This is a genomic window from Variovorax boronicumulans NBRC 103145 (assembly GCF_001591345.1).
Classification (GTDB): domain Bacteria; phylum Pseudomonadota; class Gammaproteobacteria; order Burkholderiales; family Burkholderiaceae_C; genus Variovorax; species Variovorax boronicumulans.
The window spans coordinates 43482-64787 of record NZ_BCUS01000018.1; the positions used below are offsets into that span (position 1 = coordinate 43482).

A 21306-nucleotide genomic window follows, 5' to 3' on the forward strand; every position below is an offset into this window, starting at 1 on the left:
TCCTCTTCATTCCACTGGAACCCTCATGACTTCCTCCCGCACCGGCGGCCAGATCCTGGTCGACCAGCTCATCACCCACGGCGTCAAGCAGCTCTTCTGCGTGCCCGGCGAAAGCTTCCTGGCCGTGCTCGACGCGCTGCACGACGCATCGATCGACGTGACGGTGTGCCGGCAGGAAGGCGGCGCGGCGATGATGGCCGAGGCGCAGGGCAAGCTGACGGGCCAGCCCGGCATCTGCTTCGTCACGCGCGGCCCTGGCGCCACCAATGCGGCGGCCGGCGTGCACATCGCGCACCAGGACTCGACGCCGCTCCTGCTGTTCGTCGGCCAGGTCGCGCGCGATGCGATGGGCCGCGAAGCCTTCCAGGAGCTGGACTACGGCGCGGTCTTCGGCACGATGGCCAAGTGGGTCGTGCAGATCGACGATCCGGCGCGCGTGCCCGAGCTGGTGTCGCGCGCCTTCCATGTCGCGACCTCGGGCCGGCCCGGCCCGGTGGTGATCGCGCTGCCCGAAGACATGCTGACCGAAGCCGCCGTGGTGGCCGATGCGCTGCCGTATGCCGTCACCGAAACCCATCCGGGCGCGGCGCAGATCGCCGAGCTGCAGCAGCGCCTGTCGCAGGCGCAGCGGCCCGTCGTCATCCTGGGCGGCAGCCGCTGGTCCGAAGCCGCGACGCAGCAGTTCGCGCAGTTCGCCGAGGCGCATGCGCTGCCCGTGTACTGCTCGTTCCGCCGCCAGATGCTGATGTCCGCCGAGCACCCTTGCTATGCGGGCGACCTGGGGCTCGGCGCGAATCCGCGCATGCTGGAACGCATCCGCAATGCGGACTTGGTGCTGCTGGTCGGCGGGCGCCTGTCGGAAGTGCCGTCGCAAGGCTATGAGCTGTTCGCGATCCCGCAGCCGAAGCAGGCGCTGGTGCATGTGCACGCCGATGCCGACGAGCTCGGCAAGCTCTACCGCCCGACGCAGGGCATCCACGCCACGCCGCAGGCGTTTGCCGAAGCGGTGTCCACGTTGCGTCCGGCGTCACCGCCCGTGTGGCAGGCCGAGACGAAGACCGCGCGCGAAGACTTCCTGCGCTGGAGCGATCCGGCCGCGATTCGCATTCCCGGCCCGTTGCAGATGGGCGAGGTCATGCAGCACCTGCGCGAGGTGCTGCCGGCCGATACCATCTTCTGCAACGGCGCGGGCAACTTCGCGACCTGGGTGCACCGCTTCTGGCCGTTCCGCGCGTTCGCGAGCCAACTGGCGCCGACCAGCGGCTCGATGGGCTACGGCCTGCCGGCCGGCGTCGGTGCCAAGCGGCTGTGGCCCGAACGCGAGGTGGTCGTGTTCGCGGGCGACGGCGATTTCATGATGCACGGCCAGGAGTTCGCCACTGCCGTGCAGTACGGCCTGCCGATCCTCGTGGTGCTGCTGGACAACGGCATGTACGGCACGATCCGCATGCACCAGGAAAAGCACTACCCCGGCCGCATCAGCGCCACGCAGTTGAAGAACCCCGACTTCCGCGGCTATGCCGAGGTGTTCGGCGGCCACGGCGAACGCGTGACCACGACGGAAGAATTCGGCCCCGCACTCGCGCGTGCGCGCGCCAGCGGCAAGCCGGCGATCCTGCATTGCCTGCTGGACCCGGAGGCGATCACGCCCGCGAGCACGCTGGAATCGATCCGCAAGGCGGCGCTGGCGGCGAACTGAAGCGTCGTCAGCGCAGCCCGCCGACATAGCGCGGCGGCGGCGTGGGCGGCAGGCCGTCGGGCTGGCGCGCCGCCAGCCGCGCGGCGCGGGCCAGCGGCTCCATGGCCTGCTCCAGCCGCGTGGCGAGCTGGTCGAGCTCGTCGTCCTTGGTCTCGGCGGCGTGCTGGCGCGTCATGCGCACGATCTCGGCGGCGTACTCGGCATTGGTGGCCATCCATTCGGTGTCGGTCACGCGCCCGTGCTTTCGCCGCAGTGCCACGTGAAGGCGTGCTGCAAGCGCGATGCGTTCGCTTTCGGACATGGAGGGCATGGCGGGGTCTCCGTCGTTGGGTCAGGCTCCCAGGTGTTCCTTGTGTTGAGCAAGATCGAGGCCCACCAGTTCGCTCTCGGGGTCGACGCGCAATCCGACCAGCACATGCACCAGGAACAGCACGATGGCCGTGCCGGCCGCGCTGTAGATCGCCACGCTGGCGACCGCGATCGCCTGCGTCAGCACATTGCCCGCCGCGCCCGAGATGCGCGGGTCGGCGAACACGCCCGTGAGCAGCGCGCCCACGATGCCGCCGATGCCGTGCACGCCGAACACGTCGAGCGAGTCGTCCGCACCGAGCAGGTGCTTCAGGCCCGTGGCGCCCCAGTAGCAGGCCAGCCCGGCGATGGCGCCGATGGCCAGCGCCGACAGCGGCGTGACGAAGCCGGCCGCCGGCGTGATCGCCACCAGCCCCGCCACGAGGCCGGAGCACAGGCCCAAGAGCGACGGGCTGCGGCGCACGATCCATTCGCCGATCATCCAGCTCATGGCGCCGGCCGCCGCCGCGATGTGCGTCACCAGCATCGCCAGGCCCGCGCGCCCGTCGGCCGCCACCGCCGAGCCCGCATTGAAGCCGAACCAGCCCACCCACAGCAGGCCCGCACCCGTCATGGTGAGCGCCAGGCTGTAGGGCTCGAAGGCCTCGCGCCCGTAGCCCCGGCGCGGCCCGAGCGCATAGGCGCACACCAGCCCCGCGATGCCCGCGTTGACGTGCACCACCGAGCCGCCCGCGAAGTCGAGCGCACCCATCTGCGCGAGCCAGCCGCCCGGCTCCCACACCCAGTGCGCGACCGGCGCGTACACGAGCACGCTCCACAGCAGCGCGAACCACAGCAGCGCCGAGAAGCGCATGCGCTCGACAAAAGCGCCGAGCACCAGCGCGGTGGTGATGATCGCGAAGCTCAGCTGGAACATGGCGTAGACCGATTCCGGCACGTTCGGCGCCACGTGGCTCACGGCCACCTGGCCGGCCTCCTTCAGGTACTCGAAGCCCGAGAAGCCGATGCGCGAGAGCTTGCCCAGCCAGGGCCAGCCGGGCGTGAAGGCCAGCGAGTAGCCGAGCGCGAACCAGGTCAGCGAGACCACGGCGGCGATCGCCACCACCCCGGCCATGGTGGCCAGCACGTTCTTGCGTCGCACCATGCCGGCATAGAAGAGCGCGATGCCGGGCAGCGTCATCAGCAGCACCAGCGCGGTCGAGGTCATCATCCAGGCGGTGTCGGCCGCGTTCAGGGAGGCTTGGGGTGCCAGCAGGGCCATGACCGTTTCTTCTTGGAGTGGTGGACAAGAGGCCTGTGTGCACGAGTCATGCCATCTTGTTAACTGACTGAAACACTTTGGTTTCCCAACCGAAGGGTCGAAGTAACACGAAGCGGGTAATTCCTAATGCACCGGGCGGGTGCGCGCTTGCACAATCTGCGCACTCGCGACGGGCCCTGCTCGTACTGCCGAGGGTCCGAGGAGACAAGCTTCCGATCGATCAACAAGAACATTCTTCAAAGGCTCCGTACGAGATGCCTGTCTGATATTTGAAAAGCGCCGCTGGTCGGCGCTTTTTTTTGCCTGTTCGCAGCGCGAATGCGGGCGCATTCCTCCAAGCCAAACAAGCCTCCTGGCCAGCCGGTACCGGCCACCACAGCTATCGTTTCGATAGCGATTCCGGTGAGACAATCGCCCGCATGGAAATGCTGGTGGTCACGGGCGCCTCACTGCTCGCGGGTTTTATCGATGCGATCGTGGGCGGCGGCGGGTTGATCCTGGTGCCGGCCCTCTTTGCGGTGTTTCCGGGCGCGCCGCCCGCCACGCTGCTGGGCACCAACAAGAGCGCGTCGATCTGGGGCACCGCGGCCTCGGCGGCCCAGTTCAGCCAGCGGGTGCAGATGCGCTGGGGCGCGATGTGGCCGGCCGCGCTGCTGGGTTTCGGCGGCTCGATGCTCGGCGCCTGGACCGTCACGGTCTTCCCGGGCGACTTCCTGCGCCGGGCGCTGCCGGTCATCCTGCTGGGCGTGCTGGTCTACACGCTGGCGCGCAAGGACATGGGCCGGCTGCACGCACCGCGCTTCAGCGGCCGCGCCGAGACGCTGGCGGCCAGCACCATCGGCCTGACCATCGGTTTCTACGACGGCTTCTTCGGACCGGGCACGGGCAGCTTCCTGGTGTTTTTGTTCGTGCGCTGGATGGGCTACGACTTCCTCAACGCCTCGGCCTCGGCCAAGGTCATCAACACCCTGACCAACGCCGCCGCGCTGATCCTGCTGGCCGCCAAGGGCCACGTCTGGTGGCACTACGGGCTGGTGATGGCGGTGGCCAACGTGGCCGGCAGCCTGGTCGGCACGCGCGTGGCGCTGAAGCACGGGGCGGGGTTCGTGCGGATCGTGTTCATCGTGGTGGTGAGTGCGCTGATCCTGAAGACGGCTTACGACGCGTTCTTCAAGTGATCGTCGGGCCGTGCGGTCGTTGATCGGCCGCAAGTGCAGGGCGTGCCCTCGTGCGCAGGGCACTGGGTGCTCCCCGCAGCGAAATCAAGGGGGAGGCCGCAGGCCGGAGGACATTCGCGGAGGGGAGTACCCGGTGTCCTGTGCACGCGCCCCGAACGCACGCATCCGCAAAAACAAAAAAGCCCCACACGGGGGCTTTCTTGCAACTGAGCGAAAAAGAAACCGTCAGTCCTCGACAAATGCCTCTTCGCGCTTCGCCTTGATCGCCGGCAGCAGCACGATGGCCAGCAGCAGCGCCGCAGCGATCAGCAGACCGGCCGACAGCGGCCGCGTCACGAACACGCTCCACGCGCCGCGCGACAGCAGCAGCGCGCGCCGCAGGTTCTCTTCCATCATCGGCCCGAGGATGAAGCCCAGCAGCAGCGGGGCCGGCTCGGTGCGCAGCTTCAGGAACAGGTAGCCGATGAAGCCGAAGATCGCCACCATCCACACGTCGAAGGTGTTGTTGTTGGTCGAGTACACGCCGATCGCGCAGAACAGCACGATGGCGGGGAACAGGAACTTGTAGGGCACCGTCAGCAGCTTGATCCACATGCCGATCAGCGGCAGGTTCAGGATGATCAGCATCGCGTTGCCGATCCACATCGAGGCGATCAGGCCCCAGAAGAGCTCCGGGTTGCTGGTCATCACCTGCGGGCCGGGCTGGATGTTGTGGATCGTCATCGCGCCCACCATCAGCGCCATCACGGCGTTGGGCGGAATGCCCAGCGTCAAGAGCGGAATGAAGGAGGTCTGCGCGCCGGCGTTGTTGGCCGACTCGGGCGAGGCCACGCCGCGGATGTTGCCCTTGCCGAAGGGCACTTCGCCGGGGCGCATCTTGATCTTCTTCTCCAGCGCGTAGGCCGCGAAGGCCGCCAGCAGCGCGCCGCCGCCCGGCAGGATGCCCAGCGCCGAACCCAGCGCCGTGCCGCGCAGCACGGCCGGCGTCATGCGCTTGAAGTCGTCCTTGGTGGGCCACAGGCCCTTGACCTTGTGCGTGAACACCTCGCGCTCGTCGTCGGGCTGCGAGAGGTTGCCGATGATTTCGCCGTAGCCGAACACGCCCATGGCGATCACCACGAAGCCGATGCCGTCGGTGAGCTCGGGAATGTCGAAGCTGAAGCGCGCGACGCCCGAATTCACGTCGGTGCCCACGATGCCCAGCAGCAGGCCCAGCACGATCATCGCCACCGCCTTGAGCAGCGAGCCCGAGGCCAGCACCACGGCGCCGATCAGGCCCAGCACCATCAGCGAGAAGTACTCCGCAGGGCCGAACTTGAAGGCCAACTCGGTCAGCGGGGGCGCGAAGGCGGCCAGGATCAGCGTGCCGACGCAGCCCGCGAAGAACGAGCCCAGGCCCGCCGCGGCCAGCGCAGGGCCTGCGCGGCCCTGCCTTGCCATCTGGTAGCCGTCGATGCAGGTGACCACCGAGGACGACTCCCCGGGCAGGTTCACCAGGATGGCCGTGGTCGAGCCGCCGTACTGGGCGCCGTAGTAGATGCCGGCCAGCATGATCAGCGCCGACACGGGCGGCAGCGCGTAGGTGGCGGGCAGCAGCATCGCGATGGTCGCGACGGGGCCGATGCCCGGCAGCACGCCGATCAGCGTGCCCAGGATGCAACCGACCAGGCAGTACAGCAGGTTGGTGAAAGTGAAGGCGACGCCGAAGCCGGTCGCCAGGTTGTGGAACAGTTCCATGGCGGTGTGCTCCTCAACCCGAAATGAACGTGGGCCAGACCTGGATCTGCAGCTTGAGCGCCCAGATGAAGGCCACATAGCTGCCGGCTGCCAGGATGGTCGCCAGCACCAGCACGTCGCGCAGCTTGAAGTGCTCGCCCGCCATGCTCGAGATGATGGTCAGCGCGTAGATCGCGATGATCATGCCCATCGCCGGCAGCCCGACGCTGGGCAGGCCGCCCAGCAGCACGCCGAAGGCCAGGTTGGCGCCGAGCACGAAGGCCAGCGGCTTCCAGGCCCATTTGCCGATCTTGTCGCCGTCGGCGCTCTCGACCACCATGGCCTGGAACATGATCAGCGCGCCCAGCAGCGCGAGCAGGATGCCCAGCATCAGCGGAAAGTACCCCGGCCCCATGCGGGCGCCGTCTCCGATGGTGTAGGTGGTGGCGCCGATGGCGAACGCGCCACCGACGGCGGCGAACATGACTCCTGAGAAGAAGTCCGCCTGTCTCTTGATTTTCATTGTCTCGACCCTCTGTTTTCGAAGGGACGAGGGTCGTCGCCAGCGGCTGACCGTCGGCTGACCAGCGCGGTACGGACAAATGCTTACAGGGAAAGTACGGGCTCTCCCCCAGGCTTCGCGCACTTCGTGTCGCTACGCCAACCCCCTCCGGGGGCAACACCAGCGGCCCGGCAGAGCCGGTTCCACGGTGTTCCTCGAAGGGGCAGGGACCGGGGCCGGGTTGTGGGGTGGGCCGGAAACGAAAAAAGCTCCCGAAGGAGCTTTTTATTCATTCAGAGCGCCGAGGCGCTCATGAGTGTGTGGGGGAGGGCTTAGTAGCCGCCGCGGCCACCGCCGCCGCCGCCGTAACCACCGCCGCCACCGCTACGGCCGCCACCGCCGCCGCCGTAACCGCCGCCGCCGCCGCCACCACCGTAGCCGCCGCCGCCACCACCGCCGTAGCCGCCACCACCGCCGGTGCGGGGGGGACGTGCTTCCATCGGACGGGCTTCGTTCACCGTCAGGGCGCGGCCCTGCAGCGATGCGCCGTTCATGCCTTCGACAGCTGCGAGTGCTTCAGCGTCCGTGCCCATTTCGACGAAGCCGAAGCCCTTCGAACGGCCGGTGTCACGTTCCATCATGACCTTGGCGCTGACGATCGAGCCGAACTCGCCGAAAGCCTGTTCCAGGTCGTTGTCACGCACGGAGTAGGCGAGGTTGCCCACGTAAAGTTTCTTGCCCATGGAGGGACTCCTAATTCAAACCAAAAAAACACAAAGCGATGGAGTCCCAGAATCACAACAAACTAATGCGCTGTGGCGCGAAACTGACCGATCACCAAATTACGTGCACGGGAGCCAAGGCTCGCAGACACGTGAGCCGGATTATCCGGCCCGATTTCCGAAAAAAGGGGGGAAATCTTGTGTTATCGAGAAACATTCCGACCCGACGGGCGGTTTCGCAACGGTTTCAGGAGGTCGGACAGGCCGTTGTGGTCTATTTCATGCATCAAAGCGAGCAGCCGGCCAATTTCTCCCGCGGGAAAACCCTCGCGCGCAAACCAGGTCAGGTAATTTCCGGGCAAATCGGCAATCAGCGTGCCCTTGTGCTTGCCAAAAGGCATTTCGAGCGTCACCAGGCGCTGCAGGTCTTCGGGGTTCATGCGTGCCTCAGCCGCCTGCGCGCTTGACCGTGTGGCCCTGCTTCACGAGGGCGGCGATCACCACCTCGCGGTGATCGCCCTGGATCTCCACGGTGCCGTCCTTCACCGTGCCGCCGGTGCCGCAGGCCGCTTTCAGCTGCTTGCCCACGGCCGCCAGCGCCGCAGCGTCGAGCGGCAGGCCCTTGACCACGGTCACGCCCTTGCCCTTTCGGCCCTTGGTCTCGTGCGATACGCGGACAATGCCGTCCGTGGCCGCCGTGCGGGCCTTCGCGAGTTCCTTGCAGCGGCATTGCGCCATCGGGGCGCCGCAGTCGGGGCACATGCGCCCGCCCGCCTCGGTGGAGTACACCAGCGTGCTGCCGGTGCGGCTGTTCTTCATCGTTCCCATTCGATCCGTCTTTCTTTCGATCTCTCTCTTTTTCCCGGTGCCCGTTCCATGCCATTCGATACCCTGGGCCTGACCCCCGCGCTCGCGCAAGCGGCCGCCGCGAGCGGCTTTGCCGCGCCGACCGCCATCCAGGCGGCGGCCATCCCTGCCATTTTGCAGGGCCGCGACCTGCGGGGCTCGGCACAGACCGGCTCCGGCAAGACGGCCGCATTTTCCCTGCCGCTGTTGCAGCGCCTGGCCGCCGAGCCCGCCGCGTCGGCGTCGCGCCGGCTGCGCGCGCTGGTGCTCGTGCCCACGCGCGAACTCGCGGCCCAGGTGGGCGAGACGCTGGAAGACTTCGCACGGCACCTGCCCGAGCGCCTGAAGATCGTCGTCGCGGTCGGCGGTGTCTCGATCAACCCGCAGATGATGCGGCTGCGCGGCGGCGCCGACATCGTGGTCGCCACGCCCGGCCGGCTGCTCGACCTGGTCGAACACAACGCGCTCGCGCTCGACGCCGTGTCGACGCTCGTGCTCGACGAGGCCGACCGCCTGTTCGACCTGGGCTTTGCCGAGGAGCTGCAGCGCATCCTGGCGCTGCTGCCGGCGCGGCGCCAGAACCTGCTCTTCTCGGCCACCTTCCCGATCGCCATCCAGGCGCTGGCCGACGACATGCTGCACGACCCGGCCCTGGTCGACGTGCAGGGCGAGCCCGGCACCCGGCCCGACATCGTGCAGCGCGCCATCGAGGTCGACGCCGCCCGCCGCACCCAGTTGCTGCGCCAGCTGCTGAAGGACAACGAGGGCACCTGGGACCGCGTGCTGGTGTTCGTTGCCACGCAGCACGCCGCGCAGACCGTGGCCGAGAAGCTGTACCGCAACGGCATCTACGCCGTGCCCTTCCACGGCGACATCGCGCAGGGCACGCGCCGCGACATCCTGGCGCAGTTCAAGCAGAGCCGCTGGGACGTGGTGATCGCCACCGACCTGGCGGCGCGCGGCCTGGACATCGCGCAGCTGCCCGTGGTCATCAACTACGACCTGCCGCGTTCGCCGACCGACTACATCCACCGCATCGGCCGCACCGGCCGCGCGGGCGCGAGCGGGCTGGCGATCAGCTTCGTGAGCCCCGCCACCGAGGCGCACTTCCGCCTGATCGAGAAGCGCCAGGGCCAGCGCGTGCCGCGCGAGCGCATCGCGGGCTTCGAGCCGACCGAGACGGCGCCGGTGGTGGTCGACACCTCGGGCAACGGCGGCATCAAGGGCGCGCGACCGAGCAAGAAGGACAAGCTGCGCGCGGCGGCCGCGCTGGCCGCACAGGCAGGCGGTGGGGAAGACGCGGACTGACGCACGTCAGGCGTCAGCCGGCATGAAAGGAGGCCGGCGGGTGCTTCGAACGGTTTTCCGCTCTTGTGCGTTGCGCGCTATGCGTGCTGCTTGCCGAGAAAGCTCGCCATCAGGTCCACCGGCAGCGGAAACACGATGGTCGTGTTCTTGTCCGCGCCGATCACCGTGAGCGTCTCCAGGTAGCGCAACTGGATCGCCTGCGGCTCCTGCGCCAGCACGCGCGCGGCCTGGAACAGCTTCTCGGACGCCTGCAGCTCGCCTTCGGCATGGATCACCTTGGCGCGGCGTTCGCGTTCCGCCTCGGCCTGCCGCGCGATGGCGCGGATCATGGATTCGGTGAGGTCGATCTGCTTGATCTCGACGTTCGACACCTTGATGCCCCATGACGCCGTCTGCACGTCCAGCGATTCGCGCACATCCAGGTTGAGCTTCTCGCGCTCGGCCAGCATGTCGTCCAGCTGGTGCTTGCCGAGCACCGAGCGCAGCGTGGTCTGGGCCAGCTGGCTGGTCGCGTTGAAGAAGTCCTTGACCTCGATGATGGCCTTGGCCGCATCGACGATGCGGAAGTAGACGACTGCGCTGACCTTCACCGACACGTTGTCGCGCGAGATCACGTCCTGCGTCGGCACTTCGAGCACCACGGTGCGCAGGTCGACGCGCACCACCTGCTGGATGGCCGGGATCACGAACACCAGCCCGGGCCCTGCCACCTTCGAGAAGCGCCCCAGGGTGAACACGATGCCGCGCTCGTACTCCCGGAAGATCCATATCGCCGAAAAGAGCAGCGCCGCCAGCAGGACCAGGGCGACGGCGCCGATGCCATAAGTGAAAGAGAGCATGGTGATCTCCCGCGACTCAGCAAAGGTGCTGAACGGTTGGACACCTGCCGCGCAGCGGCGTTCCGGCCGGGCCGGAATAAAGGTCGGCGCCGCCGCTACACCCACCCGAGCTGGCGCGCCGCCAGCTCCTTCATGATCTCCTCGGCGCCGCCGCCGATCATCATCACCTTGACCTCGCGGTAGACGCGCTCGCTCACGGTGCCGCGCATGAAGCCCATGCCGCCGAGGATCTGCACGGCCTGGTCGGCGCAGAACTGCATGGTCTGCGTGGCGTGGTTCTTGAGCAGGCAGACCTGTGCCACCCACTCCGGCGCGTTGATGCGGCCCGCTGCCTCGTGCGCGTCGCCCTCGGCGGACACGGCCTCGAGCCAGGCCTCGGTCGAGGCGATGCGCATCTGCATGTCGACCAGCTTGTGGCGCACGGCCTGGTGCTCGATGAGCGCGGCGCCGAAGGTCTTGCGCTCGCGCGACCAGGCCAGCGCTTCGTCGAGGCAAGCCTGCGCGAAGCCCAGCGCACCGGCCGCCAGCCCCACGCGCTCGCCATTGAAGTTGCCCATGACCATGCGGAACCCGCCGCCTTCGTCGCCGAGCAGGTAGCGCGCGGGCACGCGCACGTTGTCGAAGTGCAGCGTGGCGGTGTCGGAGCACAGCCAGCCCATCTTCGCGAGCCGCGTGCGCGAGAGGCCGGGCGCGTCGCCCGGCACGAGCAGCATCGAGAGCCCGCCCGCGCCGCGGCCTTCGCCGGTGCGCACGGCCACGGTGATCCAGTCGGCGCGCATGCCCGAGGTGATGAAGGTCTTCTCGCCGTTCAGCACGTAGTGATCGCCGTCGCGCTTGGCCGTCGTGCGCACCGCGGCCACGTCGGAGCCGCCGCCGGGTTCGGTGATCGCGAGCGCGGCGATCTTCTCGCCGCGCAGCACGCCCGGCACGACCTCGCGGCGCACCGCGTCGCTGGCATGCAGCACCACGGGCGGCAGGCCGATGTTGTGCGAGAACAGACTCGCGAGCACGCCGCCGCTCTGGCCGTGGCGCGCGAGCGCGACCCACGCCGGCAGCTTCAGCGCATACGAGGCGGGCGTGCCGCCGAGTGCTTCCGGATAGCCCAGGCCCAGCAGGCCCAGTTCGGCCGCGCGGGTGTACAGCGCGCGCGGGAATTCGCCGGCCTCGTCCCAGGCCTGCACGTTCGGTGCGATCTCGGTCTGGGCGAAGCGGCGCACCGTGTCGGCGAGCGCCGCACGGTCGGCCTGCAGTTCAGCGTCCATGCCGGTCAGCCGCGCGGCGGGCGCTTGGCGATGCCCATGGTCTTGGCGAGGATGCCGAGCATCACCTCGTCGGCGCCGCCGCCGATCGAGCCCAGGCGGCCGTCGCGGTACAGGCGCGAGACGCGGTTCTCCAGCGTGAAGCCCATGCCGCCCCAGAACTGCAGGCAGGTGTCGGCCACCTGGCGCGTGAGGCGGCCGGTCTTGAGCTTGGCCATCGACGCGAGCTCGAGCACGTCCTCGCCCTTCACATGCAGGTCGCAGGCGCGGTAGGTGAGGGCGCGCAGCGCTTCCACTTCGGTTTTCAGTTCGGCCAGCTTGAACTGCACCCACTGCTGGTCGGCCAGCGTGGCGCCGAACATCTGGCGCTGCTGCGCCCATTCGATGGTCTGCGTGATGCAGTCGTCCATCGGCGCGAGCGAACTGGCGGCGCACCACAGCCGCTCTTCCTGGAACTGCTGCATCTGGTAGACGAAGCCCTGGCCCTCCTCGCCGATGCGGTAGCGCTGCGGCACGCGCACGTTGTCGAAGTAGATGAGGCCGGTGTCGCTCGAGTCCATGCCGATCTTGCGGATCTTCTTGGCCTTCTCGATGCCGGGCAGGTTCATCGGCACCATCACGAGCGACTTGTTGCGATGCACCGGGCCCTCGCTGGTGTTGACCAGCATGCACATCCAGTCGGCCTGCAGGCTGTTGGTGATCCACATCTTCTGGCCGGTGATGAGGTAGTCGTCGCCGTCCTTCTTCGCGTAGGTCTTCAGGCCCGCCACGTCGCTGCCCGCGCCGGGCTCGCTCACGCCGATGCAGCCGACCGTGTCGCCTGCGATGGCGGGCACCAGGAACTCGCGACGCAACTCGTCGCTGCCGAAGCGCGCGAGCGCGGGCGTGCACATGTCGGTCTGCACGCCGATGGCCATCGGCACGCCGCCGCAGCTGATGTGGCCCAGCCCCTCGGCGAAGGCCATCGCGAACGAATAGTCGAGCCCGGCGCCGCCGAAGGCCTCGGGCTTGTTCAGGCCCAGCAGGCCGAGGTTGCCGAGCTTCTTGAAGACCTCGTGCGCGGGAAAGATCTCGGCCTCTTCCCATTCGTCGACGCGGGGGTTGATCTCCTCGTCGATGAACCGGCGCAGGGTGTTCTGCATCTCGAGGTGTTCATGGGTGTACTGCATGGCGGGTCTCCGTTCGTTCGCTCGTTACTTGTCCTGGAACACGCGCGGTGTCTGCGCGAGGTGAAAGCCGTCGTAGGGCCGCACCGCGGGGCGCTGCTGCGCCTGCGCGTCGGGCAGTTCCATCGGCCAGCCCATGCGCGCCTGCGGGCGCGCGCCGTCCACGCGCAGCACGGTGCCGCTGATGAAGGCGGCAGCCGGGCCCAGCAGGAAGGCGATGGCGGCGGAGGTCTCGGCCTCGTTGCCGAAGCGGCCCGCGGGCACGGTCTTGCGCATGGCGCGCAGCATGTCGCCGGCCTCGGGCGGGTAGTGGTCCATGCCGCTGGAGGCGATGTAGCCCGGCGCCACGGCGTTCACGCGCACGCCGCTCACGGCCCACTCGGCGGCGGCGGTCTCGGTGAAGCTCACCATGCCGGCGCGCGCGGCGCCGCTGTGGCCCATGTTCGGCATCGACCCCCAGATGTCGGCCACGATGTTGACGATGGCGCCGCCGTGCGCCTGCATGCTCTGCAGGTAGCACTCGCGCGCCACCAGGAAGCCGCCCGTGAGGTTGGTGTGGATCACCGCCTCCCAGCCCTTGGCCGAGATGGCGGACAGCGGCGTGATGTACTGGCCGCCCGCGTTGTTGACCAGCCCGTCGATGCGCCCGTGCGCCGCGACGATGGCTTTCACGGCCTCGCGCACGGCGTCTTCCTGGCGGATGTCGAAGGCCTGCGTGCTGGCGTTGCCGCCGGCTGCTTCGATCTCGGCGCGCACCGCGTCGAGCTTCTCGGGCTTGCGCCCGACCAGCACCACGTGGGCGCCGAGCGAGGCCAACTCGTGCGCGGTGCAGCGGCCGATGCCGGAGCCGCCGCCGGTGACGACGATGCATTGCCCGGCGAACAGGCCGGGCGCGAAGACGGAGCGATAGTGGGATGCGTTCATTCGACAGGTTCTCGACAAAGGGGAGGGGCCTTCAGGCCTCGGCGATCTCGGCCACGATGTGGCGCGCGGCCACCTGCGTGCCCACGGCCACATGCAGCGCCGCGACGCGGCCCGCGCGCGGCGCGCAGTGCACGTGTTCCATCTTCATGGCTTCGAGCGTGACCAGTGGTTGGCCCGCCGCGACGGTGTCGCCCTCGGCGGCGAGCAGCGCGACCACGCGGCCGTTCATCGAAGCGCGCAGCAGGCCGTCGCCGCCGCCCGCGCCGGCGCGCGGAACGGCCACGTGCGTGAGGTCGTCGAGGCGGTGGGCGCGGCCGTCGAAGTGGAGGTCCGTGCGTTCGCCGCGCCGCACCACCCATGCCTGCGCGGCCACGCCGTTGCAGGCAAAGCGCACCGGGCCGTCGTCCGGCAGCGCCAGCAGCGCGAGCGTGGCCGGCGCGGCGTCGTCCAGCACGACTTCGAAGTGCGCCGCGCCGCGCGGTGTCACGCGCGCCGTGTGCACGGCGCCGTCGAGCGCAAAGCGCAAGGCGTTGGGCTGCGTGTGCGCCAGCGGCGAGGGCCAGCCGCGCGCGCCGGTCTGCAGCAGCAGGGCCGCGAGCAGGGCGGCGCGTGTGTCGGCAGCCGCGTCGGCGGCGAGCAGGGCGTCGAGGTGGTCGCCGATGAAGGCGGTGGTCGCTCCGCCGCTCGCGAACACCGGGTGCGCGAGCGCGCGCTGCAGCAGCGCCTGGTTGGTCGGCAGGCCGAGCGCCACCGTGTCGCGCAGGCCGGCCAGCAGCCGCTGGCTCGCTTCGTCGCGCGTGCGGCCCGAGGCGATGAGCTTGGCGATCATCGAGTCGTAGAAGGGCGGCACTTCGGCGCCGTCGCGCAATGCGTGTTCAGTCCGCAGAGCCGGTGACGTGCGCCATGCGCTCAGCGTGCCGCTTTGCGGCAGGAAGCCCTGCTGCGGGTCTTCGGCACACAGCCGCACCTCGATGGCGTGGCCGCTGATGCGCACGTCCTCCTGCGTCAGCGGCAGCGGCTCGCCGGCCGCCACGCGCAGCTGCAGTTCGACGAGGTCCAGCCCCGTCACCGCTTCGGTCACGGGGTGCTCCACCTGCAGCCGCGTGTTCATCTCCATGAACCAGTACTGGCCCTGCGCGTCGAGCAGAAACTCGAGCGTGCCCGCGCCTTCGTAGGCGATGGCCTTGGCGGCGGCCACGGCGGTGGCGCCCATGCGCGCGCGCAGCGCGGCATCGACGGCTGGCGAGGGTGCTTCCTCGATCACCTTCTGGTGGCGCCGCTGCACCGAGCAGTCGCGCTCGCCGAGGTGGATCGCGTGGCCGTGGCGGTCGGCAAACACCTGGATCTCGATGTGGCGCGGCGCGACGATGGCGCGCTCCAAAATCACGGTGGCGTCGCCGAAGGCATGCAGCGCCTCGGACTGCGCGCTCTGCAATTGCTCGGCGAAGGCGCCGGCCGAGGTCACGAGCCGCATGCCGCGCCCGCCGCCGCCGGCCGTGGCCTTGATCATCACGGGCCAGCCGATGCGCTCGGCCTCGGCGGCCAGCGTGGCGGTGCTTTGATCGTCGCCCTGGTAGCCGGGAATGCACGGCACGCCGGCCGCCTGCATGAGCCGCTTGGCGCCGGCCTTGTCGCCCATCGCGACGATGGCCTCGGGCGAAGGGCCGATGAAGACCAGCCCCGCATCGCGACACGCCTGCGCGAAGGCCGCGTTCTCGGCGAGGAAGCCGTAGCCCGGATGCACCGCGTCGGCGCCGCTGGCGCGGGCCGCGGCAATGATCGATTCGATGGCCAGGTAGCTCTGCGCGGGCAGCGGCTCGCCGATGCACACCGACTCGTCGGCCTGGCGCACGTGCTCGGCGTCTGCATCGGCACGCGAGTACACGGCGACCGTGCGGTAGCCCATGGCGCGCGCGGTGCGCATCACGCGCACGGCAATTTCGCCGCGGTTGGCGATCAGGATTTTTCGAAAAGTGCTCATGGCCGTGCCACCGAAAACTGCATGGGTTGCGGGGCGCGTGCCTCGGCGTCGCGGCAGATGGACAGCGCCTCGGCCAGCACGGCGCGCGTGTCGCGCGGGTCGATCACGCCGTCGTCCAGCAGCAGTGCGCTGGTGGTGAAGACGCTCATCTGGCGCTCGAAGCGCTCGACGATCTGGCGCTGCATCGCGTCGATCTTGTCGCGATCAACGGCACCCTTTCGGGCCATGCCCGCCTCCATGACGATGGCCATCGTCTGCGCCGCCTGCTCGCCGCCCATCACGGCGGTGCGTGCGTTGGGCCAGCTGAAGCAGAAGCGCGGCGCGAAGCCGCGCCCGCACATGCCGTAGTTGCCCGCGCCGTACGAGGCGCCGCAATGCAGCGTGATCTGCGGCACGTTGGCGCTGGTCACGGCCTGGATCATCTTGGCGCCGTGCTTGATGATGCCGGCCTCCTCGTGCGCGCGGCCCACCATGTAGCCCGTGATGTTCTGCAGGTAGACGATGGGCGTGCGCGACTGGCAGCAGGCCTGGATGAAGTGCGTGGCCTTGGTGGCGCCGTCGGAATCGATGGGGCCGTTGTTGGTGATGATGCCCACCGCATGCCCTTCGAGGCGGATGTGGCCGCAGACCGTGGCGCTGCCGTAGTGCTCGCTGAAGGCCAGGAACTCCGAGCCGTCGGCGATGCGCGCGATGACCTCGCGCATGTCCACCGGCCGGCGGCCGTCGGCGGGCATCAGGCCCATCAGCTCCTCGGCGTCGTGGCGCGGCGGCGCGAAGGTACGCGGCGCCTCGTCGCGCACCCAGTCGATGCCGCCGAGGATGGCGCGCGCGATGCGCAGCGCATCGCGGTCGTCCTCGGCCAGGTAGTCGCCCAGGCCCGAGATGTGGGTGTGCATGACGGCGCCGCCCAGTTCTTCCTCGGTGGCGATCTCGCCGGTGGCGGCCTTCAAGAGCGGCGGCCCGGCCAGGAAGGCCCGGGTGCGGTCGCGCACCATCACGATGTAGTCCGACAGGCCCGTCTGGTAGGCGCCGCCCGCGGTCGACGAGCCGTGCGTCACCGTCACCACCGGCAGGCCCGCGGCCGAGAGCCGCGCGAGGTTGCGGAAGATGTTGCCGCCGCGCACGAAGTCCTGCACGCGGTACTGCATGAGGTTGGCGCCCGCGCTTTCCACCAGCTGGATGAAGGGCAGCTTGTTCTCCAGCGCGATCTCGTGCAGGCGCAGCTGCTTGTCCAGGCCCATGGGCTGCAGCGCGCCGGCGTCGATGCCGGAGTCGGAGGCGCTGATCATGCAGCGCACGCCCGCCACGCGCCCGATGCCGGCGATCAGGCCGCCGCCGGGCACGCTTTTCGAAAGGTCGGGGTTGTCCTGGCCCAGGCCCGCCAGCGTGGCCAGCGGCAGGAAGGGCGCGCCGGTGTCCAGCAGCAGGGCCAGGCGTTCGCGCGGCAGCAACTGGCCGCGCTTGGCGAAGCGCTCGGCCGAGGCGCTGGAGGCGGCCACGGCGCGGGCTTCGTGGGACCGGACCTGGTCCAGCAGCGAGAGCATGCTGGCGCGGTTGGCCTGGTAGCTGTCTCCGGCGGTGTGCAGCCGGGATTCGAGGAGGGGCATGGGGGTCTGTGCGGTGCGCGCGTGTCGTTTCGCACAGACTTTAGGAGGCGGGCCCCCGGCCCGCTTGCGCCAACTAGCTGGGGCGCACGCGCCGTTGTGCGGCGGGGGCGGCGTCGAGGCTGCTGCCCGTGACCACCCAGTAGATGAAGATCAGCACCGCGCCGGCCGTGCCGAACACCGTGAGGCCCATGTAGCTGCCGCCCAGCGAGAGCGCGTCGACCGGGGCGGCCGCCGTGCAGATCATGCTGGCCGCGCTCATGCCCACGTAGTGCATGGTGCACACCGCCACGCCCATCACGGCGGCGGCGGCCACCTGGTGGCTCAGCTTGCGCAGGTTGAAGGCCAGCCACAGCGCCGCGGCGGCGGCCGTGATGGCGATGACCACCGACAGCGCGACCATGCTGAAGTCGAAGCTCATCGTGGCCCGCATGTTCATCGCGAACATGCCCATGTAGTGCATCACGCACACGCCCAGGCCCGCCAGCAGGCTGCCGGCCAGCCAGCCCGAGCGGCTGAACTTGGCGCGCCCGCCCGCCAGGTACAGCGCAATGCCCGAGATCAGGATGGCCGCCACCAGCGACACGATGGTCAGCGGCATGTTGTACGCGATGCCGAAGGGCAGCCGGTAGGCCAGCATGCCGATGAAGTGCATCGACCAGATGCCGATGCCCCCCAGCGCCACCGCGGCGCAGGCCACGATGGCCAGGTTGGGTTTGCCGTCGGCGCCGACCATGCGCCCGGCACAGATCAGGGCCACCAGCGAGCCGAAGAAGGAAATGACGAACGAAAGCGCGACCAGCCCCAGGGAGTATTCGGGCGATAGCACTTGGCCTACGACGAGTGGAGTCATGCGATGTCCCTTCGGAAAGAGCGCTTCGCAGACCCCGACTGCCCTATGCGATCGGAACGCTGCGACGCGTCCCGACCAGTTTGTAATATGTGTTTATAAAAGTAAACAGAAACTTGTACTAATTGTTACCCTGAATAACAGGACGAATTCGATAGATCGAATTGTTCCTGTCGGCCGCCACGTAGACCGTGCCGTCGCGGCCCACGGCCACGCCCGTCACCACGTAGGGCGGGGGCAGGCCGGGCCCGGCCGCCAGGCCGATGGGCAGGTTCTCGGCGACGGTGCGGCGGGTGCCGGTGGCCGGGTCGATCTCGACCAGCCGGCGTGCCGCGCTCTCGGCCACGATGAAGCTGCCCCACGGCGTCTGGGCCAGGCCCTCGGGCAGCGCCAGCCCGTCGGCCACGGTGCGCAGCGGGGCGCTGGCGTCCAGCGGAATGCGCAGCAGCTTGCCGGCCGCCTCGGTCACGTAGAGCGCGCCGTCCTGGCCGACCACCAGTTGCACTGGGCCGTTCAGCCCGCTAGCCAGCACTGACTTCTCTGCAAACTTCGGCCCGCTGGCGCGGGTGATGCTGCCGGTGGCGAGCTCGGCGTAGATCACGCTGCCGTCGGGCATGGGCAGCGCGTCGAACGGCGCCTTCAGGCCGTGGATCGTTTCGACCGTCTTCAGGGTCTGCCGGTCGACCAGCTGCACCGAGCCCGTGAACCACGAGGTCAGCGCGAAGAGCTTGGGCGACAGCCCGACCGCGAAGGGGTAGTCGAGATCGGGGTCGCGCTGCATGCGGAACACGTCGCGCACCTCGCCGGTGCGCACGTCGACCTGCCGGAAGCCGAAGACGTCGGCCACCCACAGGTCGTTGCCGTCGATCTTCAGGCCCGCGGGCACCGCCACCTTGCCGCTGGTGAGCGTGCGCAGCTCGCCGGTGGTGGGGTTGAAGGCCTGCACTTCGTTGTTGGCCATGTTCGAGACATAGATCATTCCGTCCGGCGCGATCGCGAGGTTGTCGAGCGAGGGGCGCAGCTGCTTGGCGACGGTCTTCTTGCCGCTCGCAAGATCGACCCGCACCAGCTCGCCGCTGCGTGCATCGACCACCCAGAGGTTGCCCTTGCCGTCGAGGTTGGCGGCGGCCGGGATCTTGAAGCCGTCGGCGATCACGGTCAGGGCGCCGTCGGCGGGGTTGATCTTCACGACCTGGCCCTTGAACCACAGCGGGCCGTAGAGCAGGCCGTCGGGTCCGACCTCGAAGCCGTTGAAGCCGCCCATGTCCTTCTTGATGAGCCGGGGCGGCTGCTTGCCGTCGCGGTCGATTTCCCACAGCGCATCGCCCAGGAACACCTGCGAGGCGTAGAGCTTGCCGTTCTTGCGGTCGAAGTCGAGCGAGTTCAGGCCGGGCAGGTCCTTGGCGAGCACGCGCAGCGGCGCGCTGTCGTTCTCGCGGTAGCGCAGCATGCCCATGAGGTAGTTGGTCCAGGCCAACTCGCCCTTCGGGCCGACCGCGATGTCGTCGGCCTGGCCCTCGGGCGCATCGATCAGCACCTTGGCGGCGCCGGTCTGGCGGTCGACCTCCCACAGCGTGTTGCCGAGCACGGAGCCCGCCAGCAGCCGGCCCTTCGCATCGATGGCCAGGCCGTGCACGCCCGCGAAGGACGACGGGGCCACGAGCACCTCGGGCGCCGCCCACGCGGCGGGGCGTTTGGGCGGTGGCGACAGCGAACTGCAGGCGGCGAGCAGGGCGAGGGCGGCGGTCAGCGCGGCAGCGCGGATCGAGCGACGGGGCATGGCGATCTCCTCTGGGTTGGCTTTGTGGATGCGGCAGTGCGCCCGCAGTCTAGGAGCCGGAGGAGGCCGCGCAGTCGCTCGCGGGACAAGACGCGGACTTTCGTCCGCTGCGGATAACCCGCAGCACCCGGTGATTTTTCAGCCGCGCAGCAGCTGCGTCGCCGTGTGGATCAGCAGCCCCACCAGCCCGCCCACCAGCGTGCCGTTGATGCGGATGAACTGCAGGTCGCGCCCGATGTGGCGCTCGAGTTCGTCGGTCATCTCGTGCGCGTTCCACTCGCCCACGCGCTCCTCGATGTAACGGCGGATGTCCTCCCGGTAGCGCTCGATGGCCGCCGGCGCGGCGGCTTCGAGTTGCTCGTTGATCCAGGCGCGGATCGCCGCGTCGTTCTGCAGCCGCTGGCCCAGCGCGCCGGCCATGGTGGCGATGCGCTGGCGGATGGTCGAGTCGGGGCGCCCGAGGTCGTCGTGCAGCCAGCCCAGCAGCTCGCCCCACAGGCCGTGCAGGTAGTCGCCCAGCGCCGGGTGCGCGATGAGCTCGGCGCGGATCTGCTCGCCGCGCTGCTGGAACTCGGGGTCGAGCTTCAGGCGCACCACGAAGTCGTCCACGAAATGGTCGAAGCGCCGGCGCATCGGGTGCTCGGGCTCGGCCGCCAGCTCGGCCAGCGTGCGTGCGATGGCGGCCACGATCTTGCGCGTGGCGAGCTTGGCCGCCACCTGGTCCAGGCCGACGTAGCGCAGCGTCTTGATCTCGCGCGCGATGCCTTCGGTGATGTGCGCCTGCACCTCGTCGCCGTCGAGCAGCTCGGCCACCTGCTGCAGCACGTCGTCGAGCAGCGCCTGGTGGCGCCCGCCGGCCGTGAGCGCATCGAGCGCCTGGCCGGTGAGGCGCGAGAGGTCGATCTTGGCCAGGCCGGCCGCGGCGGCGCGGCCCATGAAGTCGCGCACCCGTTCGTCGTCGAAGGCGGCCAGGCCGTAGCGCGTGGCGGCCACGCCCCATTCGCCGAGCCGCTCGCCGCTGGCGGGCCGGGCCAGCCACTCGGCGATGCGCCCCGCCGCGTCGAACTGGCGCAGCTTGGCGAGCACCTGGGCGGTGCTCAGGAAGTTGTCGCAGATGAAGCCAGCGAGCTTGGCGCCGATGCGGTCCTTGTTGCTCGGGATGATCGCCGTGTGCGGGATCGGCAGGCCCAGCGGGTGGCGAAACAGCGCCACCACCGCGAACCAGTCGGCAATGGCGCCGACCATCGCGGCCTCGGCAAAAGCCGCCACATAGCCCCAGGCCGGATGCTGGCCGTGCAGCGCGCTGGCCAGCGCATACAGCGCCGCCGCCGCGCACAGCAGGCCGAGCGCGACGCGTTTCAT

Annotated in this window: 19 protein-coding genes; 3 read left to right on the forward strand and 16 right to left on the reverse strand. The window is 69.3% G+C overall.

Going from position 1 to position 21306, the window contains the following annotated elements:
* The first annotated feature begins 25 nt into the window (after positions 1-25).
* Positions 26-1699, forward strand: a complete 1674-nt coding sequence (locus tag VBO01S_RS07830; protein WP_062472768.1) for a thiamine pyrophosphate-binding protein — start codon at positions 26-28, stop codon at positions 1697-1699.
* 7 nt (positions 1700-1706) lie between these two features.
* On the opposite strand, the gene VBO01S_RS07835 is transcribed toward VBO01S_RS07830, so the two are convergent.
* Together VBO01S_RS07835 and VBO01S_RS07840 are read right to left on the reverse strand one after the other, a co-directional pair.
* Positions 1707-2009 (reverse strand): hypothetical protein, encoded by a 303-nt coding sequence (locus VBO01S_RS07835; RefSeq protein ID WP_082818034.1) that lies wholly within the window; start codon positions 2007-2009, stop codon positions 1707-1709.
* A gap of 21 nt (positions 2010-2030) precedes the next feature.
* Entirely contained in the window at positions 2031-3269 is a 1239-nt protein-coding gene (locus VBO01S_RS07840; RefSeq protein WP_062472770.1) for an ammonium transporter, read from the reverse strand.
* A 419-nt stretch (positions 3270-3688) separates the two neighbouring features.
* Between VBO01S_RS07840 and VBO01S_RS07845 the strand changes: the two genes are divergently transcribed.
* On the forward strand, positions 3689-4447 hold the full coding sequence (locus tag VBO01S_RS07845; RefSeq protein ID WP_062472772.1) for a sulfite exporter TauE/SafE family protein: 759 nt from the start codon (positions 3689-3691) through the stop codon (positions 4445-4447).
* A 225-nt stretch (positions 4448-4672) separates the two neighbouring features.
* On the opposite strand, the gene VBO01S_RS07850 is transcribed toward VBO01S_RS07845, so the two are convergent.
* From VBO01S_RS07850 to VBO01S_RS07865, 5 genes are all read right to left on the reverse strand, one after another.
* Positions 4673-6184 carry a tripartite tricarboxylate transporter permease gene (locus tag VBO01S_RS07850; protein ID WP_062472774.1) on the reverse strand — a complete coding sequence of 504 codons (1512 nt, stop codon included), beginning with the start codon at positions 6182-6184 and terminating at the stop codon, positions 4673-4675.
* Between the two features lie 13 nt (positions 6185-6197).
* On the reverse strand, positions 6198-6686 hold the full coding sequence (locus VBO01S_RS07855; RefSeq protein WP_062472776.1) for a tripartite tricarboxylate transporter TctB family protein: 489 nt from the start codon (positions 6684-6686) through the stop codon (positions 6198-6200).
* 311 nt (positions 6687-6997) lie between these two features.
* Positions 6998-7408, reverse strand: a complete 411-nt coding sequence (rbp, locus tag VBO01S_RS07860) for an RNA-binding regulator (protein ID WP_062472778.1) — start codon at positions 7406-7408, stop codon at positions 6998-7000.
* Between the two features lie 182 nt (positions 7409-7590).
* Complete coding sequence (locus VBO01S_RS31705) at positions 7591-7827, reverse strand: DUF3820 family protein (RefSeq protein WP_056584018.1); 237 nt, start codon at positions 7825-7827, stop codon at positions 7591-7593.
* A gap of 7 nt (positions 7828-7834) precedes the next feature.
* Positions 7835-8215, reverse strand: a complete 381-nt coding sequence (locus VBO01S_RS07865; protein ID WP_062472780.1) for a translation initiation factor Sui1 — start codon at positions 8213-8215, stop codon at positions 7835-7837.
* A 48-nt stretch (positions 8216-8263) separates the two neighbouring features.
* On the opposite strand from VBO01S_RS07865, the gene VBO01S_RS07870 reads away from it, so the two are divergent.
* Positions 8264-9541, forward strand: a complete 1278-nt coding sequence (locus tag VBO01S_RS07870; RefSeq protein WP_062472782.1) for a DEAD/DEAH box helicase — start codon at positions 8264-8266, stop codon at positions 9539-9541.
* Positions 9542-9618: 77 nt separating this feature from the next.
* On the opposite strand, the gene VBO01S_RS07875 is transcribed toward VBO01S_RS07870, so the two are convergent.
* The 9 genes from VBO01S_RS07875 to VBO01S_RS07915 form a co-directional block, all read right to left on the reverse strand.
* Complete coding sequence (locus VBO01S_RS07875) at positions 9619-10380, reverse strand: slipin family protein (protein ID WP_062472784.1); 762 nt, start codon at positions 10378-10380, stop codon at positions 9619-9621.
* Between the two features lie 95 nt (positions 10381-10475).
* Positions 10476-11642, reverse strand: coding sequence for an acyl-CoA dehydrogenase family protein (locus tag VBO01S_RS07880; RefSeq protein ID WP_062472785.1), 1167 nt, complete (start codon positions 11640-11642; stop codon positions 10476-10478).
* Positions 11643-11647: 5 nt separating this feature from the next.
* Positions 11648-12808, reverse strand: a complete 1161-nt coding sequence (locus tag VBO01S_RS07885) for an acyl-CoA dehydrogenase family protein (protein WP_062472787.1) — start codon at positions 12806-12808, stop codon at positions 11648-11650.
* Between the two features lie 24 nt (positions 12809-12832).
* On the reverse strand, positions 12833-13729 hold the full coding sequence (locus VBO01S_RS07890; RefSeq protein WP_062472789.1) for an SDR family NAD(P)-dependent oxidoreductase: 897 nt from the start codon (positions 13727-13729) through the stop codon (positions 12833-12835).
* A gap of 31 nt (positions 13730-13760) precedes the next feature.
* Positions 13761-15710, reverse strand: coding sequence for an acetyl/propionyl/methylcrotonyl-CoA carboxylase subunit alpha (locus tag VBO01S_RS07895; RefSeq protein ID WP_062472791.1), 1950 nt, complete (start codon positions 15708-15710; stop codon positions 13761-13763).
* Positions 15707-17317: an acyl-CoA carboxylase subunit beta gene (locus tag VBO01S_RS07900; RefSeq protein WP_062472793.1), complete on the reverse strand. Its 1611-nt coding sequence runs from the start codon at positions 17315-17317 to the stop codon at positions 15707-15709. Before VBO01S_RS07900 ends, VBO01S_RS07895 begins: the two co-directional genes overlap by 4 nt.
* A 73-nt stretch (positions 17318-17390) precedes the next feature.
* The gene (locus VBO01S_RS07905; RefSeq protein WP_062472795.1) at positions 17391-18167 is read right to left on the reverse strand and encodes an MHYT domain-containing protein; all 777 of its coding nucleotides are present in this window, start codon (positions 18165-18167) and stop codon (positions 17391-17393) included.
* Between the two features lie 118 nt (positions 18168-18285).
* Entirely contained in the window at positions 18286-19944 is a 1659-nt protein-coding gene (locus VBO01S_RS07910) for an NHL repeat-containing protein (protein ID WP_062472797.1), read from the reverse strand.
* Positions 19945-20082: 138 nt separating this feature from the next.
* Positions 20083-21306: a DUF445 domain-containing protein gene (locus VBO01S_RS07915; RefSeq protein ID WP_062472812.1), complete on the reverse strand. Its 1224-nt coding sequence runs from the start codon at positions 21304-21306 to the stop codon at positions 20083-20085.